Below are 15,050 nucleotides of genomic sequence, written 5' to 3' on the forward strand. Positions count from 1 at the left end.
GCCTGATCGAGGGCGGTGCGGTACGATCCGCCCGCCGCTTCGGGCACAAGAGAGGATGAGCTTGGGGCCTACAGTTCGAGCGTCTCGACGCGCTCCCACTCGGTCTCGTCGACCACCGCCAGTTCGTCCTCGCCGAAGACGTAGAGGTAGTCGTCGATGTAGAGCGCCCGCTGTGGCCGGTCGACGTTCACCTCGTGGACCGTCTCCAGGTCCGACGCGGAGAGGACCATCCCGCCGTGGTCGGTCGGGAGGAAGAACACCCCGTGCTTGCGGTCGAGGAGGAACGCGTGGTGGCTCCGGGAGATCGCGGACCACTCGGACGCGAGCACCCGCGACTCCCCGATGCGGGGATCGGTCGGGTCCGAGACGTCGAACATCACCGCCTTCACCTCGCCGTCCTCCTCGCCGATGCCGAGCACCCGGTCGTCCGAGAGCGGGTGGAGGTACGAGGAGTAGCCCGGGAGCTTGAGTTCGCCCTCCAGTTCGGGGTTCGAGGCGTCCGAGAGGTCGAGGACGTGGAACGGGTCGATCCGTCGGTAGGTGACGACGTAGCCGCGGTCGCCGACGAACCGCACCGAGTAGATCCGCTCGGTCTCGCCCATCCCGGTCACCGCGCCGGTCACCGAGAGGTTCGACGCGTCGAGCACGTACACGTCGTTGACCGACTCGGTGCCCCACCGCTCGCCGACGGTGGTGGCGATCCGCAGGGCTCCCTCGTGTTCGTCGACGGAGAACTGGTTCAGGGGCCGACCGGGGACCGCGCCGGTGTCGGCGAGCGAGAACGTCGTGGCGTCCGCGCCGGTCGCGTTCGCGTCGCCCGTATCAGCGGCAGTGCTCGCGCCCGTCACGTTCACGCGGACGACGTGCGTGGTCGTCAGGTTCCGCCGGTGCTCCTCGACGTACTCCTCGTGGGCCTCCCGGAGCTCCTCGCCCACCTCCTCGCGGCGCTCCTCGTCCAGCCCCGCGCGCCACCGCCGGAGCGTCTCCGATATCTCGACCTCGGTGGCCCGCTCGCTCAGGTCGTACTCCCGGATCTCCCGGAGGTGTTCGACGACCCGATCGTCGAGCAGGGGACGGGCCGGCCCGAGCAGGACTGCCATCCGAACCTCCGCCCGGGAGGTGCGCTCCGTGTAGGTGACGTACAGGCCACCGTGGGACACGTAGACCGTCGAACCGCGCGCGCCGACCATCGCCAGTTCGTCGCCGACGCTCCCGTCGGCGGGGTCGAGCGCCACTACCGTGTACGTGACGTCGACCGGGACCGGTCGATCGGGGTGGTAGACCTCCGTGCAGGCCGCGCTGACGTCCTCCATCGGCTCGACGGGACAGGGTGATTCGGGACTGACCGGGGTGGCCAGCACGAGGTACATCGTGCCGTTGCGCATCCGGGCGCTGTGGACGCGGCCGTCGAGGGACTTCGACCAGGAGAGGTCGGGCTCCGACGCGTTCGAGACGTCGTAGCCCCACACCCGCTCGCCGATGACGACGAGCCGATCGCCGGCGAGGAACATCCGGCCGCTGTGGTCGATTTCGGCCGTCACCTCCGCCGTCCCGGGCGGCGAGGCGTCGATGACGCGCGTGCCTGGGTCGTCGTACGGGTCGTGGTGGCGCTCGCGGCCACCTCGTGGCGAGTAGTAGATGCGTCGACCGTCGGTCTTCACCAGGTCCGGTTCGGCGACGCCCTCGACCTGGACGTTCGTGCCGGAGTGGCGGTCGGGCGGGGCAGCGCCGCCCGATCCGCCGGCGTCGACGGTCGCTTCGGCGGCGACCTCGGTCGGCTCGCCGGTCGGCATCGGCGTCGCCGTCGGGCCGGGGGTCGATGCGGCCTCGGGCCGCGCGACGTCCGCGGTGAACGCCGACCGTGTCGGTGCCCGCTGGAGGTACGCGACGAACGCCTCGGCCGACTCGAAGGTGGTCACGTTCGCCGGTTCGGGGCTCGGCGGGGTGACGTCCGAGGACCCGAGGTCCGAGCCCGAACTCCCGTCCGGCGTGGGAGTCTGCTCCGGTTCGGGGGACTGTTCGACGGGCTCCGTACCGAATCCCGCGCCCGGTGCGAGCGCGAAGGTGCCCACGGCGGCCAGCAGGACCACCGCGAGCGCGCCCAGCGGTGCGATGCTGCGGGTCATCGTCGTCGCGACCGATGGGCGGTTCGGAAAAGGGCCTTCTCTAATGTCAAGGAGCTCTTTGAGGTTTCCCGACCGCGGGACGCTCGTCCGGGATCGTCCGTCCCGGCGGGTTCGGTCGACGGCAGGTGGGACCCGGCACAAGCTACTCGTCGGACGGTCGACCATCCGACAGTACGGACGAGCACGCACTCGCCGTGAACGTCGAGGGAGCTGTCGTCCGTGACGGACCGTACCTCCTGGTCGAGCGTGTAGCCGAGGAGGAACACGCCGGCGGGCTCCTGGCGTTCCCGGGCGGGAAGGTATAGTCGCGTTCGGAAGGCTTTACTCACGGACGGGGGGTCGTCCCCGTCCGGAGTGTGTTATCGGTTCCGAACGCTACTATAGAGCGCCCACCCGGTGGCGACGGATCCATCGAGGCGACGGCCCGCCGCGAGGTCGCGGAGGGGGTCGGCCTGGACGTCGGGGCCGTCGAGTACGTCCACAGCCGGACGTCCACGACCGACGGCGGCACGGACTACCTGAACGTCGTCACGCTGTGCGAGTACGAGGGCGGCGAGCCCCACTGCCGTACCCCGGCGGAGGTCACGGCGGTCCGGTGGCTCTCGCTCGACGAGGTCCGGGCCCACCCCGATGCTCCGGACTTCCTCGTGGACGATGTCGAGCGGATCGAGACGCTCCGACGCGCCGGCCGCGAGTGAGCGGGACGCCTCGCGGGGGCTGCGACGGTCCCGCTCAGACGTGGAGCTGCTCGGTCCGGACGGTGAACTGCCAGCCGCCGAGCGGCGAGGGTTCGAGCGAGAGCTCCCAGCCGTTCATCAGCGCGAGTGGCCGTGACAGCGAGAGCCCGGTCGAGAGCCGGCCGTCCCGACCGACCGGCGTCTCGGCGAACGCCAGTTCGGGGTTCGGGGGAACGGGCTCCGAACGGTCGTCCTCGACGTAGAACTCCCGGGTTCCGAGGCGTATCCGCACCACCGTGACTGACGATCCCGCGGCGGCGCTGTCGAACAGCGATTCGAGGAGGCGCTGGGTCCGCCAGGGGTAACAGACGAGCGGGAACCGATCGGCGAACTCGAGCGACACGTCACCGCGATCGCGTCGCTTCCACGCGGCCTCCGCGAGCCCCACGATGTCGACCCGTTCGAACGTCCGGGACTCGTGGGTGAGGTCGAGCAGCCGACTCGAGTCGCCGACGGCCCGCTCGATCCGATCGAGCGCCGCGGCGATCCGCTCGATCCCGCCCGTCTGGTCGGCCTCGGTATCGAGCATATCGAGCCACCCGGCCGCACTCCCGACGGCGTTCCGGAGCTCGTGGGTGAACATCCGGTTCAGCGTGGCGGCCTCGTCGCGACGGGCACGGGTCACCAGCTCCGAGACCTTCCGATCGGTGACGTCCTCGTGGGCGACCAGACAGTACCGCCGGTCGTCGAACTCGACCGTCGTGGCCCGCATCGAGTACCATCGCAGTTCGCGTTCGCCGTGACAGGGGTACTCGAAGGTGAACCCGGACCGGTCGCCGCCGAGCACCCCGGCGAGACCCGCCTCCGCCCGCCGACCGTACGGGTCGTCGGTCGCCGAAGCGGTCGCGTCGAGGTAGTTCGTCCCGACGCCGCCGGTGCCCGGACGGCGCTCCTCCTCCGACTCGCGCCAGGCGCGGTTGACCCAGACTATCCGACCGTCGCCGTCGAGGACGGCCACGCTGAGGGAGAACTCGTCGAGGAGCCGCCTCGCGAACCCCCCGGGAAGACCCATCCTGGGTCCGATCACGGTTCACACGTTTATATCTGTTCTGTATGGAATGCAAGATATTGGGCTCGGGCCGCCCCCCTCGACCCCATCGGTTCCGAGTAAGCGAGGCCCGTCCGGCACACGGGCGTCGGGATCCGACCGGATCGTCCGGATGAGATGACGGGTTCGTCGCTCCGACCCGGAACGGATCGCGGGACACGGCCGATATATTAGGACATATAATACGCCCGAGTAGCTATCGAACGGCTGTTCAGGGAGATCTGAATCCGGATATGCAAATATTGCCATGGCACTGGAACACGGTGAGTTAAATAATAGGCAGTATAAGGGCAACTATTATGCCAGTGAACACACGCCCTCCGAACATGAACGCCCAACCCGCAGGGCAGTCCCAGCAGGCCCGCGAGCGCCCCCCGATGCTCGCGAACAAGACGTGCGTCGTGACGGGCGCGTCACGGGGTATCGGCCGGGCCATCGCCGAAGAACTCGGCACACACGGTGCCCAGGTCGTGGTCAACTACCGTTCCTCGGAGGAGGCCGCCTACGAGGTCGCGGACACCGTCAAGGACGCTGGCGGCGAGGCGATCCCCGTGCAGGCGGACGTCTCGAACCTCGACGAGGTGCACGAGATGGCCGAGACCACCCGTGAGGAGTTCGGGGCCGCGAACGTGCTCGTCAACAACGCGGGGCTCACCGTCGACAAGAAGTTCGAGAACATGACCCGCGAGGACTGGGACCGGGTGATGGAGGTGAACCTCGGCGGCGTGTTCAACTGCACGAAGGCCTACTTCGAGGACATCCGCGACGCCGAGGGCGGCCGGCTCATCAACATCTCGAGCGTGGTCGGCCAGCAGGGTAACTACGGCCAGGCCAACTACGCCACCACCAAGTCGGGGCTGTTCGGCTTCACCCGCACTATCGCGCTCGAACTCGCCCACGAGAACTCGACGGCGAACTGCGTCGCGCCGGGGTTCGTCATGACGGACATGCTCGAGACGGTCCCCGAACGGGTCCAGGAGAAGATCCTCGACCGCATCCCGCTCAACCGGTTCGCCACGACCGACGACGTCGCGGGAATCGTCCGATTCCTCGCCAGCGACGACTCCTCGTACATGACCGGCCAGGTGCTCGCGGTCAACGGTGGGATGGAGTGGTGAGATGAGTCAGGAGTCGGAGTCCGACCCGGCCGCGGACCCGACGGCCGACGTCGCCACCGACCTCGACCCGCTGGAGGAGTTGCGCCGTCGCCGACGACAGGCCGAGGCCGGCGGCGGCCCCGACCGCGTCGAGAAACAGCACGCGAAGGGCAAGCTCACCGCCCGCGAGCGGATCGACTACTTCCTCGACGAGGACACCTTCCGCGAGCTCGACCCGTTCGTCGAGCACCAGTCCACCAACTTCGGGATGGAGGAGAAGCGCTACCCGGGCGACGCCGTCGTCACGGGCTACGGCGAGGTCGACGGCCGCAAGGTGTTCGTCTTTGCCCACGATTTCACCGTCCTCGGGGGGAGCGTCGGCGAGGCCGTCGCCGACAAGATCTGCAAGGCGATGGATCGCGCGGTGGACGCCGGCGTGCCCGTGATCGGCCTGAACGATTCGGCAGGTGCGCGGATCCAGGAGGGCGTCGATTCGCTGGTGGGGTTCGCCCGCATCTTCAAGCGTAACACCGACGCCTCCGGACTCGTCCCACAGATCTCCTGCATCATGGGTCCGTGTGCCGGCGGGGCGACCTACTCGCCCGCGCTCACGGACTTCACGTTCATGGTGAAGGACACCTCCCACGCGTTCATCACCGGCCCCGACGTGATCGAGACGGTCACCGGCGAGCAGGTTTCGATGGAGGAACTCGGCGGGGCCCGGACCCACTCCAGCACCTCCGGGGTCGCACACGTCGCCTGCGAGAGCGAGGAGGACGCGCTCGACCGCATCCGCCGGCTGCTGTCGTACCTCCCACTGAACAACGTCGAGGATCCCCCGCGGGTCGACCCCTGGGACGACCCCGAACGCGACAGCGAGGTCGGGAACATCGTCCCCGGGTCGCCGAAGAAGCCCTACGACGTCGTCGAGGTGATCGACGAGGTCTGCGACACGGGCTCGTTCTTCGAGGTCCACGGGTCGTTCGCCCGGAACGTCGTCGTCGGGTTCGCCCGTCTCGACGGCCGCTCGGTCGGGATCGTCGCCAACCAGCCGAGAGCCTCCGCCGGGACGCTCGACATCGAGTCCTCGCAGAAGGCCGCCCGATTCGTCCGGTTCTGTGACTCGTTCAACCTCCCCGTCCTCACCCTCGTGGACGTCCCCGGGTTCATGCCCGGAACGGATCAGGAGCACAACGGGATCATCCGCCACGGCGCGAAGCTCATCTACGCCTACGCCGAGGCGACGGTGCCGTTACTCACCGTGATCACGCGGAAGGCCTACGGCGGGGCGTACATCGTGATGGGCTCGAAGGAGCTCGGGGCGGACGTCAACTACGCCTGGCCGGGCGCGGAGATGGCCGTCCTCGGTCCCCGGGGGGCGGTGAACATCCTCTACCGTCGGGAGCTGACCGAGGCCGAGAACACGGAGGTGCGGCGCGAACAGCTCATGGACGAGTACCGCGAGGAGTTCGCCAATCCGTACAAGCCCGCAGAACGGGGCTACGTCGACGACGTCATCGAGCCCGAGTCCACCCGCAGACGACTCGTCGACGACCTCGAACTGCTCGAACGCAAGCGCGAGGAGTCACCGCCGAAGGACCACGGCAACATCCCACTCTGACCATGCCCGAACTACAGCGACCGACACGGAACGCGGCGGATTCGAACGGCCCGGATGCGGACCGGGCCGAACACGGCGGTCATTCGGAGGCCACGACGAGGCTCGACGTCGCCGGTGCGGACGTCGCCGTCTCGGGCGACCCGACGGACGCGGAGGCGGCGGCGCTCGCGACCGTCCTCGCCGAGCACCTCCGCGCGGAGGCGGAGGCGGCGGAGGCCGACGAGGAGCCGCGCTACGCGGTCGATCCCTGGTGTCTCGCCGGTCGGCTCGGCCGGCGCACGCCGGGCGGCGTCCCCACCGCGTGTCGGTCCGGTCGGGAGTGGAAGACGGCTGACAGGGCAACGACCTGGTAGGAACACGGGACTCGGGATCCGGCGAACCGGATCCAGTCGTACGGTTTCCACGCGCTTCTGGCCTGTCGTTCCCCGACCCCCTCCGCCGGTACCCCTCGGCTGGTCGTGGGGTTCCCAAACAGTTAGGGCGGACAGGACGGACTTCTCCCACGAACCATGAGTGACGTGGCCGTCATCGGTGCCTCGATGACACAGTTCGGCAGGCGCGAGGGGGAGTGGATACTCGACCTGCTCGCGGAGGCGGGCGAGGCCTGTCTCGACGACGCCGGCGTCGGGCCGGACGACGTCGAGCACCTCTACGTCTCGAACATGGCGAGCGGCGAGTTCGAGGGACAGACGGGCGTGATGAACGCCCTCGCACACGACCTGAGTGTGCTCCCGGCGTACACCCAGCGAGTCGACCAGACCTCCTCGTCGGGCGGGTCGGGCATCTACGCCGCCTGGCAGTCGGTCGCCTCCGGCGCGAGCGACATGACGCTCCTCGTGGGCGGCGAGAAGATGACCCACCGCTCGACGGAGGAGGCGACGGACGTCATCGCCTCCATCACCCACCCCGTCGAGTACAAACACGGGCTCACGCTGCCGTCGTTCGCGGGGCTCACCGCACGACACTACCTCGAACGGTTCGACGCGCCCCGGGAGTCGCTGGCGCACGTCGCGGTGAAGAACCACGAGAACGGCACGCGCAACCCGCACGCACAGTTCCAAAAGGAGATCGACGTGGAGACGGCGATGGAGTCGCCGATGGTCGCCGATCCGCTCAGGCTCTACGACTTCTGTCCCATTACCGACGGCTCGGCGGCGCTGCTGTTCTGCCCGGAGGACGTCGCCCGCGAGTACACCGACGAGTACGCCACGATCGCGGGGGTCGCCGGCGCGACGGACACGCTGGTCGTCCACGAGCGGGCCGATCCGACGACGATGGGCGGCGTGGTCGAGTCGGGTAGCGAGGCGTACGAGATGTCCGGCTACGGCCCCGAGGACGTCGACGTGGCCGAACTCCACGATATGTTCACGATCCTCGAGTTCCTCCAGATGGAGGGGCTCGACTTCGCGGAGAAGGGCGAGGCCTGGGAGATGGCGATGGACGGGGAGACGGCGATGGACGGCTCGCTCCCGATCAACACGTCGGGCGGGCTCAAGTCCAAGGGCCACCCGCTCGGCGCGTCGGGGGTCGCACAGGGCTACGAGATCTACCAGCAACTGGTGGGCGGTGCGGGCGACCGCCAGGTCGACGCCGAGATCGGCCTCGCCTGCAACGTCGGCGGGTTCGGTAACTGCGTCATCACCACCATCATGGAGGCCGCGCGATGACGATGGAAGCCTACCGCTACGCCGACGGGAGCATCACCTACCCGGGTCACCCGATCGGCCCCGACGGGAGCGAACCCGTGGGGACCGTCGATCTGAGCGAGTACACCGCCGAGGTCGTCACCTGGACGACCTCCCACTCGACGCCGCCCGGGGTGCGGTCACCGAACACCGTTGCCATCGTCGAGTTCGACGTCGACGGCACCCCGGTACGGGCGATCGGGCAGGTCGAGGGGGAGGTCGAGACCGGCGACACCGTCAGGCCGGTGTACGCCGAGGAGCTACGCGAACCGGGGGCCGGCATCCGCGAACCGGAGAGCCAGGCGTGGGACGGCTACCGGTTCGAACCCCTGGATGCCCCGGCGGATCGGGAGGGAAGCGACTCCGGGAACTGAGCCCGCGGCGAATCCGACCCGCGGTAGAGTCCGCGCCTCTCACCCTCCCACACCCCGAACGTCCTCACCTCCTTCCTTCCTTCCTTCCTTTCGATGACCGCCGGCTATCGGCTCCGGTTCCGGTCCTCGTCGTCCGGGTCCGTCTCGCCCTCGCCCTCGTCGGCGGCCGGCAGATCCCCGTTCCCCTCGCCCTTCAGGTCACGACGTATCGTATCCAGCTCCGCCTCCACGTCGACTGCGGGGGCGTCGTCACCCTCGCTCGCGTCCCCCTCCTCCTCCTCGTCCGCCGACCGGACGGGGATCTCGTGGCCCCTCGTGGGTACCCGACCGGAGGTCCTCCGTGCGGTCCCGTCCCAGTCGCGCTCGTCGTCCCGGTCGCGTTCGCCGGCCTCGACCTCCCGTAGCCGCCGGTCGATCTCCTCGCGGAGGGCCCGCGCGTCGGCGAGCAGGTCGCGCGCGTCCGGGTCGGAGGGTTCGCCCCCTTCGACCGCCGACCCGAGGTCGGAGAGGACGGCGTCGATCCGGTCGAGCGTGGTCCGACCGACGGACTCGACGCGCTCGCGGGTCTCCGGCGAGGCGGCCTCGATACCCCGGCCGTCGAGGAGCCGGAGCGTCGCCCGCAGGAGTTCGAGCGAACGGACGCCGGACTCCAGCAGTGCGATGAGCGTGGGGATGGTGTACTGCTCGGTGAACCGGACGAGTTCGCGGGGGGTGGGCGGTGTCGGGATCCGGGGATCGGTCGGACCTCGCCGTCGGGGTCGGCCTCGATCGCCCGGGCCGACCACACCCTGGAGGGATTCGAGGGTCGTCGACAGCTCGTCGACGAGCTCCGCCAGGTCCTGGTCGTCTCGGGGGCGATCGTCGTCGCGGGGGCCGGATCCACGGTCGGTCATACCCCTCGTTCGGTCGCCACGGTCAAAACCGTGTGCCCGACTGTTACGGCGAGCCCAAATACTTATTATCTGACCGACGAATCGTGTAATATCATGGTCCCGGAGACGAGTGCCGGTGGGGCGGCCTCCTTCGCGAAAGCGCTCGCCTCACTGAAACGCCGGGGGAGCAACCTCCTGCTGGTCGGCCCGGCCTACGAGGCGGCCCACCTGTCCGCGTCCCGGCGGTTCATGGGGGACGCCGACTCCCCCCGTGAGCGGCTGCTCGTACTGACTGATCGCGACGCCGAACGGGAGACACGTCTGCCCGACGACGCCGATCCCGTCCGCACCGTGGAGCACCGATCGCTCACCCGGAGCACGGCTGCCACCCGGCCCGCCACCTCGCCGGGCCCCCTCTCCGTCTCCGGTCCGGACGGGGAGCCACACGACCCGCTCGTCGCGCTGGGCAACGAGGTAGCCGACGAGATCGAGGCGGCCGACGAGCGGGCCGGCGGCCTCGCGCCGGGTCAACTCCGCGTCTGTCTCGACTCGCTCGTACCCCTCCTCGAGGAGCACGACCGCCAGCGCGTCATCGCCTTCCTCCACGCGATGACCTCCGACGTCGACCGCGTGAACGGTATGGCCCACTACCACCTCCCAGTATCGGCGGACGCCGAGGTGGTCGGGTTCATCGAACCGCTCTTCGACGCCGTCGTCGAACTCCGGGTCGGAACGGACGGCCCACAGCAGCGCTGGACGCTCACGGACGGGCGGGGCAGCACCGACTGGCTCGCGCTCGGTTGAATCCTCGCTCCCCGACGGACTCACGACCGCCAGCGGCGCGACCGTCCAGCGCGTCGCTCACTCCCGCGTGAGGACGACCGCCGCCCGGCCGCCGAACGCCCTCTCGCTCGCCCCCTCCGCCCGGGTGATCCGGCGCGCCTGGCGGTCGTGGACGGCGACGAGGCGCTCGCGTTCCTCGCCGTCGAGCCCGAGCGCGTCGGCGAACTCCGACCAGACCACGGGCCGGACCGCACAGCAGAACAGTTCGGGGGTCCGGACGACGACGGCGTCGTCGAGGGCCCGTCGCCACTCGTAGACGAGGTCGTCCACCCCCGGGAGATCGCGCACCGACTCCTGGTGTCGGCGGAGCAGCGACCGTAGCGCGTCGGCGCTCCCGCCGGTCTCGGCAGCGACCGACGAGACGAGATCCGGATCGAATGCGTCGAGCGGGTCGCGGACGGCTGGACTGGGCACGGTCGACGGGGATAGGCGTCGGGCGGATGAAACCGGTTCCGGTCGACACTCCCGGACCCGGCCGCGTGGGCTCGCCGTGTCGAGGCGAGGCACCATCCGAACCGTGGAGTCGCGGGCCGTCGCCAACGGGGCGGGCAGTGACGCTATCGGTGCGGGCGTGTCGGCGGTGTGGAGGTCGCACCGTCGTCGTGGCACCTCCCGCGAGGTCCACGAGGTCCGTGAGGTCCGCGACAGTCGCCCGGAGGTCTTCGGCGCTTCGCGACCGAGGTGGCGACTCCGACGACCGGTAAATCGTGGCGCCGACGGTGGTTCTTTGATCGGGGACGTCGGACGGACCGACCATGCATCCGCGTGCCGAGGAGTTCGCAGCGGCCGCCCGTGAGCGGTACGGGTTCGACCCCGACGTCCACCAGTTCGACGTCGGGACCCGGACGGCGGAGGCCGCCGCCCGGGCGGTCGGCTGCGAGGTCGCACAGATAGCCAGCAGCCTCGCCTTCGAGGCCGACGGCGAACTCGTCGTGGTGGTGACGTCGGGGTCGAACCGGGTGAGCGAGTCGAAGCTCGCGGACGCGCTCGGGGTTCCCGAGAGCGCGGTCGGGATGGCCGACGCCGACCGAATCAGGGCCGAACTCGGGTGGTCCATCGGCGGCGTCCCGCCGATCTGTCACGACACCGCCGTGCCGGTCTACCTCGACGAGACGCTCCTCGACCACGAGGAGGTGTGGGCGGCCGCGGGGACGCCCGAGGCGGTCTTTCGCGCCCCGCCCGAGCGGCTGTGCGAACTCGCGGACGCGACGCCCGTCGACGTCGCCGAGTAGCCCCGCCCCGCCTCGGGACCCGCCGGCGACTCGTCGTCCGCTCGCGGACCCCTCCCGGCCACTGAAGGCGACGGTGATTTACCCACGGCCGGAGAAGGCCCGAGGAGACGGATGGTCGACCTGACGACGCTGTTCGGGCCGGAGTGTGTCGCCGTCGTCGGCGCGACGGACCGCGAGGGCTCGGTCGGGCGTGCGGTGATGCAGAACATGCTCGACTCCTTCGAGGGGCGGGTGGTCCCGGTCAACCCCTCGCGGGACGAGCTGTTCGACCGACGGTGCTACGACTCGGTCGCGGACGTCCCGGATGCCGACCTCGTCGTCGTCGCCGTCCCTCCCGACGCGGTCATCGACGTGCTCCGCGAGTCGGGCGAGGCGGGCGTCCGCGACGCGGTCGTCATCACCGCGGGGTTCGGCGAGGCCGGCAACGAGGGCGCGGCGCGGGAGCGAGAACTGGCCGAGGTCGCCGCCGAGTACGACATGAACGTCGTCGGGCCCAACTCGGTAGGGGTGATCTCGACGCCCGTCGGGATGAACGCCACCTTCGCCCCACTCGGGGCCGAACCCGGGAACGTCTCGTTCATGTCCCAGTCGGGGGCGTTCGTCACCGCGGTCCTCGACTGGGCGGCCGACCGCGAGGTCGGCTTCCGGGACATCGTCTCGCTGGGCAACAAGGCCGTCCTCGACGAGTCGGACTTCGTCGAGCACTGGGGACGGGACGAGGAGACGGACGTCGTCCTCGGCTATCTGGAGGGGATCGAGGACGGCCGATCGTTCATCGACACGGCCCGGACGGTGACCGACGACACTCCCGTCGTGCTCGTCAAGTCCGGACGGACGGAGGCGGGTGCCCACGCGGCCGCCTCCCACACGGGCGCTATCGCGGGGAGCGAGGCGGCCTACGAGGCCGGCCTCGATCAGGCCGGCGTCCTCCGGGTCGAGGGGGTTCAGGAGCTGTTCGACTACGCCGCGATACTGGCCGGCCAGCCGGTCCCCGACTCCGATGGCGTGGCTATCGTCACGAACGCCGGCGGGCCGGGCGTGATGGCGACCGACGCCGTGGGCGACTCGGGGCTATCGCTGGCGTCGTTCGCGGAGGGGACCGTCGGGGCGCTCTCGGAGGCGCTCCCCGACAACGCGAACGTCTACAACCCCATCGACGTCATCGGTGACGCGCCCGTCGATCGGTTCGCGGAGGCGCTCGACGTCGCGCTCGCGGACCCGAACGTCGGCTCGGCGGTCGTCATCGCCTGTCCCACGGCGACGCTCTCGTTCGAGGCGCTCGCCGAGGCGGTCGTCGACGCCGGCGAGGCGCACGGGAAGCCCCTGGCGGTGAGCCTGATGGGCGGGAGTTCGACCCGCGAGGCGGGCCGGACGCTCAGCGGCGCGGGCGTCCCGACGTACTTCGACCCCGCCCGGGCGGTCCGCTCGCTCGACGCGCTCAGGGAGTACCGCGAGATCCGCGACGCCGAGTACACCGCCCCGAGGGAGTTCGACGTCGACCGCGAGCACGCCCGCGAGGTGCTGGCCGACGCCGGTCGTCGGGGGACCACTCGGCTCGGCGTCGAGGCGATGGACCTGCTCTCGGCCTACGGCATTCCCATCCCGGAGGGGGAGGTCGTCGACTCGCCCGCCGACGCGGAACGAGTCGCTGAGGGGATCGGCGGCGACGTCGTGATGAAGATCGTCTCGCCGGACATCCTCCACAAGTCCGATATCGGCGGCGTGAAGGTCGGCGTCCCCAGCGAGGAGGTGCGGGACGCCTACGAGGACCTGATCACGCGCGCGCGCCGCTACCAGCCGGACGCCGACCTGCTCGGCGTGCAGGTCCAGGAGCTGCTCGACACCTCGAACGGGGTGGAGACGATCGTCGGGACGAACCGCGACCCGCAGTTCGGCCCGCTCGTCCTGTTCGGCCTCGGCGGCGTCTTCGTCGAGGTGCTCGAGGACACGACCGTGCGGGTCGCGCCCGTCGCCGAACCCGAAGCCCGCGAGATGATCGAGGGGATCCGCGCGACGCCGCTCCTGCGCGGGGCCCGCGGCCGCGACCCCGTCGACGAGGGGAGCGTCGTCGAGACCATCCAGCGGCTCTCACAGCTCGTCACCGACTTCCCCGCCATCCTCGAACTCGACGTGAACCCGCTCGTAGTGACCCCCGAGAGCGCCACCGCGGTCGACGTCCGGCTGACCGTCGACCCCGAGAAGCTCCCGGGTCCCGAGCCCGAACCCGACGCCGACACCACCGAGACCACGGAGACACAGCGATGAACCCGAACCCGAACTCCAACCCGAAGCCGATACTCGTCACCTCGACCGAGGAGAGCACAGGCAAGACCGCCGTGGCGCTGGCGCTGGCGCTCGCAGGTCGGGAGAACGGCCGCGACGTCGGCTTCATGAAACCGAAGGGCACCCGGCTCCAGTCCTCGGTCGGCAAGACACTCGACGAGGACCCGATGCTCGCCCGCGAACTGCTCGACCTCGACGCCGAGATGCACGAGATGGAGCCGGTCGTCTACTCGCCCACCTTCGTTCAGGAGGTCGTTCGCGGGCGCGAGGACGCCGAGAGCCTCCGCGAGACGGTACGGGAGGCCTACGAGGGGCTCGCCGCCGACCACGATCTGATGATCGTCGAGGGCGGCGGGCTCACCACCGGCGGTATCGTCGATCTGACCGACGCCGACGTGGCCGACCTGCTCGACGCGCGGGTGCTGCTCGTCGCCCCGTACGGCGAACCCGGCGACGTCGACCGGGTCGTCGACGCCGCCGACCGGATCGGCGACCGGCTCGGCGGGGTGCTGTTCAACGCGGTGGGCGACGCGGCCTACGACGACCTCACGACCGACGTCATCCCGTTCCTCGAGGGGCGGGGGATCCGTGTGTTCGGCGCGCTCCCGCGGGTCCAGGAGCTGGCCGGGATCACCGTCGCCGAACTCGCCGAGGAGATCGGCGCGGAACCGCTCACGTCGGCGGGGAACGGCGAGTTCGTCGAGCGGTTCGTCGTCGGCGCGATGGGGGCGAGCGAGGCGCTCACGCAGTTCCGCCGGACCCGCGACGCCGTGATGGTCACCGGCGGCGACCGCGCCGACATACAGACCGCCGGGCTCGAAGCGCCGGGCGTGCGGGCACTCGTCCTGACCGGCGGGTTCCGCCCGCCGGGGACCGTCCTCGGGCGCGCCGAGGAGGTCGGCAAACCCGTCCTGCTCGTGCAGTCGGACACCGCGACCGCCATCGAGCGTATCGAGTCGGTCATCCGCTCGGGCCGCGCGCGGAGCCGCGAGACCGTCGAGCGGATGGGCGAACTCCTCCGGGACTACGCCGACGTGGACGCGATGCTGTCGCTGGCCGGCGAAGTCCACGAGGAGTAGGACCGTCCGCGAGAGCCGTCGTCGTTCCCACAGCCTTGTAACCCCGCTCCGCG

Annotated in this window: 14 protein-coding genes; 10 read left to right on the forward strand and 4 right to left on the reverse strand. The window is 70.2% G+C overall.

The window, feature by feature from the left end:
• Window positions 1-68: 68 nt before the first annotated feature.
• On the reverse strand, window positions 69-2,126 hold the full coding sequence (locus tag WDJ58_RS12795) for a beta-propeller domain-containing protein (protein WP_338913660.1): 2,058 nt from the start codon (window positions 2,124-2,126) through the stop codon (window positions 69-71).
• 356 nt (window positions 2,127-2,482) lie between these two features.
• On the opposite strand from WDJ58_RS12795, the gene WDJ58_RS12800 reads away from it, so the two are divergent.
• The gene (locus WDJ58_RS12800; RefSeq protein ID WP_338913661.1) at window positions 2,483-2,824 is read left to right on the forward strand and encodes an NUDIX domain-containing protein; all 342 of its coding nucleotides are present in this window, start codon (window positions 2,483-2,485) and stop codon (window positions 2,822-2,824) included.
• Window positions 2,825-2,858: 34 nt separating this feature from the next.
• On the opposite strand, the gene WDJ58_RS12805 is transcribed toward WDJ58_RS12800, so the two are convergent.
• Window positions 2,859-3,875 (reverse strand): PAS domain-containing protein, encoded by a 1,017-nt coding sequence (locus WDJ58_RS12805; protein WP_338913662.1) that lies wholly within the window; start codon window positions 3,873-3,875, stop codon window positions 2,859-2,861.
• 413 nt (window positions 3,876-4,288) lie between these two features.
• Here WDJ58_RS12805 and WDJ58_RS12810 point away from each other — a divergent pair, with 413 nt between their 5' ends.
• From WDJ58_RS12810 to WDJ58_RS12830, 5 genes are all read left to right on the forward strand, one after another.
• Window positions 4,289-5,029: a beta-ketoacyl-ACP reductase gene (locus WDJ58_RS12810; RefSeq protein ID WP_338917851.1), complete on the forward strand. Its 741-nt coding sequence runs from the start codon at window positions 4,289-4,291 to the stop codon at window positions 5,027-5,029.
• A gap of 1 nt (window position 5,030) precedes the next feature.
• Window positions 5,031-6,629: an acyl-CoA carboxylase subunit beta gene (locus tag WDJ58_RS12815; RefSeq protein ID WP_338913663.1), complete on the forward strand. Its 1,599-nt coding sequence runs from the start codon at window positions 5,031-5,033 to the stop codon at window positions 6,627-6,629.
• 2 nt (window positions 6,630-6,631) lie between these two features.
• The gene (locus tag WDJ58_RS12820; RefSeq protein ID WP_338913664.1) at window positions 6,632-6,982 is read left to right on the forward strand and encodes a hypothetical protein; all 351 of its coding nucleotides are present in this window, start codon (window positions 6,632-6,634) and stop codon (window positions 6,980-6,982) included.
• 156 nt (window positions 6,983-7,138) lie between these two features.
• Entirely contained in the window at window positions 7,139-8,296 is a 1,158-nt protein-coding gene (locus WDJ58_RS12825) for a thiolase C-terminal domain-containing protein (RefSeq protein WP_338913665.1), read from the forward strand.
• On the forward strand, window positions 8,293-8,688 hold the full coding sequence (locus WDJ58_RS12830; protein WP_338913666.1) for an OB-fold domain-containing protein: 396 nt from the start codon (window positions 8,293-8,295) through the stop codon (window positions 8,686-8,688). Before WDJ58_RS12825 ends, WDJ58_RS12830 begins: the two co-directional genes overlap by 4 nt.
• 104 nt (window positions 8,689-8,792) lie before the next feature.
• Here the strand turns inward: WDJ58_RS12830 and WDJ58_RS12835 are convergent, their stop codons facing one another.
• Window positions 8,793-9,581: a DUF7547 family protein gene (locus tag WDJ58_RS12835; protein WP_338913667.1), complete on the reverse strand. Its 789-nt coding sequence runs from the start codon at window positions 9,579-9,581 to the stop codon at window positions 8,793-8,795.
• A 93-nt stretch (window positions 9,582-9,674) separates the two neighbouring features.
• Between WDJ58_RS12835 and WDJ58_RS12840 the strand changes: the two genes are divergently transcribed.
• Complete coding sequence (locus tag WDJ58_RS12840) at window positions 9,675-10,364, forward strand: DUF7504 family protein (protein ID WP_338913668.1); 690 nt, start codon at window positions 9,675-9,677, stop codon at window positions 10,362-10,364.
• Window positions 10,365-10,421: 57 nt separating this feature from the next.
• Here the strand turns inward: WDJ58_RS12840 and WDJ58_RS12845 are convergent, their stop codons facing one another.
• Entirely contained in the window at window positions 10,422-10,817 is a 396-nt protein-coding gene (locus WDJ58_RS12845; protein WP_338913669.1) for a hypothetical protein, read from the reverse strand.
• 341 nt (window positions 10,818-11,158) lie between these two features.
• On the opposite strand from WDJ58_RS12845, the gene WDJ58_RS12850 reads away from it, so the two are divergent.
• The 3 genes from WDJ58_RS12850 to WDJ58_RS12860 all read left to right on the forward strand — a co-directional run bounded on the left by WDJ58_RS12850 (window position 11,159) and on the right by WDJ58_RS12860 (window position 14,997).
• Window positions 11,159-11,635 (forward strand): YbaK/EbsC family protein, encoded by a 477-nt coding sequence (locus WDJ58_RS12850; protein ID WP_338913670.1) that lies wholly within the window; start codon window positions 11,159-11,161, stop codon window positions 11,633-11,635.
• Window positions 11,636-11,746: 111 nt separating this feature from the next.
• Complete coding sequence (locus tag WDJ58_RS12855; RefSeq protein WP_338913671.1) at window positions 11,747-13,900, forward strand: acetate--CoA ligase family protein; 2,154 nt, start codon at window positions 11,747-11,749, stop codon at window positions 13,898-13,900.
• A complete protein-coding gene (locus tag WDJ58_RS12860) occupies window positions 13,897-14,997 on the forward strand; it encodes a phosphotransacetylase family protein (protein WP_338913672.1) in 1,101 nt (366 codons plus the stop codon). The genes WDJ58_RS12855 and WDJ58_RS12860 overlap by 4 nt, the downstream gene beginning before the upstream one ends.
• Window positions 14,998-15,050: the final 53 nt, after the last annotated feature.

Origin of the sequence: Salinirubellus litoreus (assembly GCF_037335815.1) — an archaeon.
Classification (GTDB): Archaea; Halobacteriota; Halobacteria; order Halobacteriales; family Haloarculaceae; genus Salinirubellus; species Salinirubellus litoreus.

Coding starts and splice junctions, on each gene's coding strand:
- WDJ58_RS12795 (WP_338913660.1), bottom strand. CDS start 2,126: ATGACCCGCAGCATCGCACCGCTGGGCGCGCTCGCGGTGGTCCTGCTG.
- WDJ58_RS12805 (WP_338913662.1), bottom strand. CDS start 3,875: ATGGGTCTTCCCGGGGGGTTCGCGAGGCGGCTCCTCGACGAGTTCTCC.
- WDJ58_RS12810 (WP_338917851.1), top strand. CDS start 4,289: ATGCTCGCGAACAAGACGTGCGTCGTGACGGGCGCGTCACGGGGTATC.
- WDJ58_RS12815 (WP_338913663.1), top strand. CDS start 5,031: ATGAGTCAGGAGTCGGAGTCCGACCCGGCCGCGGACCCGACGGCCGAC.
- WDJ58_RS12820 (WP_338913664.1), top strand. CDS start 6,632: ATGCCCGAACTACAGCGACCGACACGGAACGCGGCGGATTCGAACGGC.
- WDJ58_RS12825 (WP_338913665.1), top strand. CDS start 7,139: ATGAGTGACGTGGCCGTCATCGGTGCCTCGATGACACAGTTCGGCAGG.
- WDJ58_RS12830 (WP_338913666.1), top strand. CDS start 8,293: ATGACGATGGAAGCCTACCGCTACGCCGACGGGAGCATCACCTACCCG.
- WDJ58_RS12835 (WP_338913667.1), bottom strand. CDS start 9,581: ATGACCGACCGTGGATCCGGCCCCCGCGACGACGATCGCCCCCGAGAC.
- WDJ58_RS12840 (WP_338913668.1), top strand. CDS start 9,675: ATGGTCCCGGAGACGAGTGCCGGTGGGGCGGCCTCCTTCGCGAAAGCG.
- WDJ58_RS12850 (WP_338913670.1), top strand. CDS start 11,159: ATGCATCCGCGTGCCGAGGAGTTCGCAGCGGCCGCCCGTGAGCGGTAC.
- WDJ58_RS12855 (WP_338913671.1), top strand. CDS start 11,747: ATGGTCGACCTGACGACGCTGTTCGGGCCGGAGTGTGTCGCCGTCGTC.
- WDJ58_RS12860 (WP_338913672.1), top strand. CDS start 13,897: ATGAACCCGAACCCGAACTCCAACCCGAAGCCGATACTCGTCACCTCG.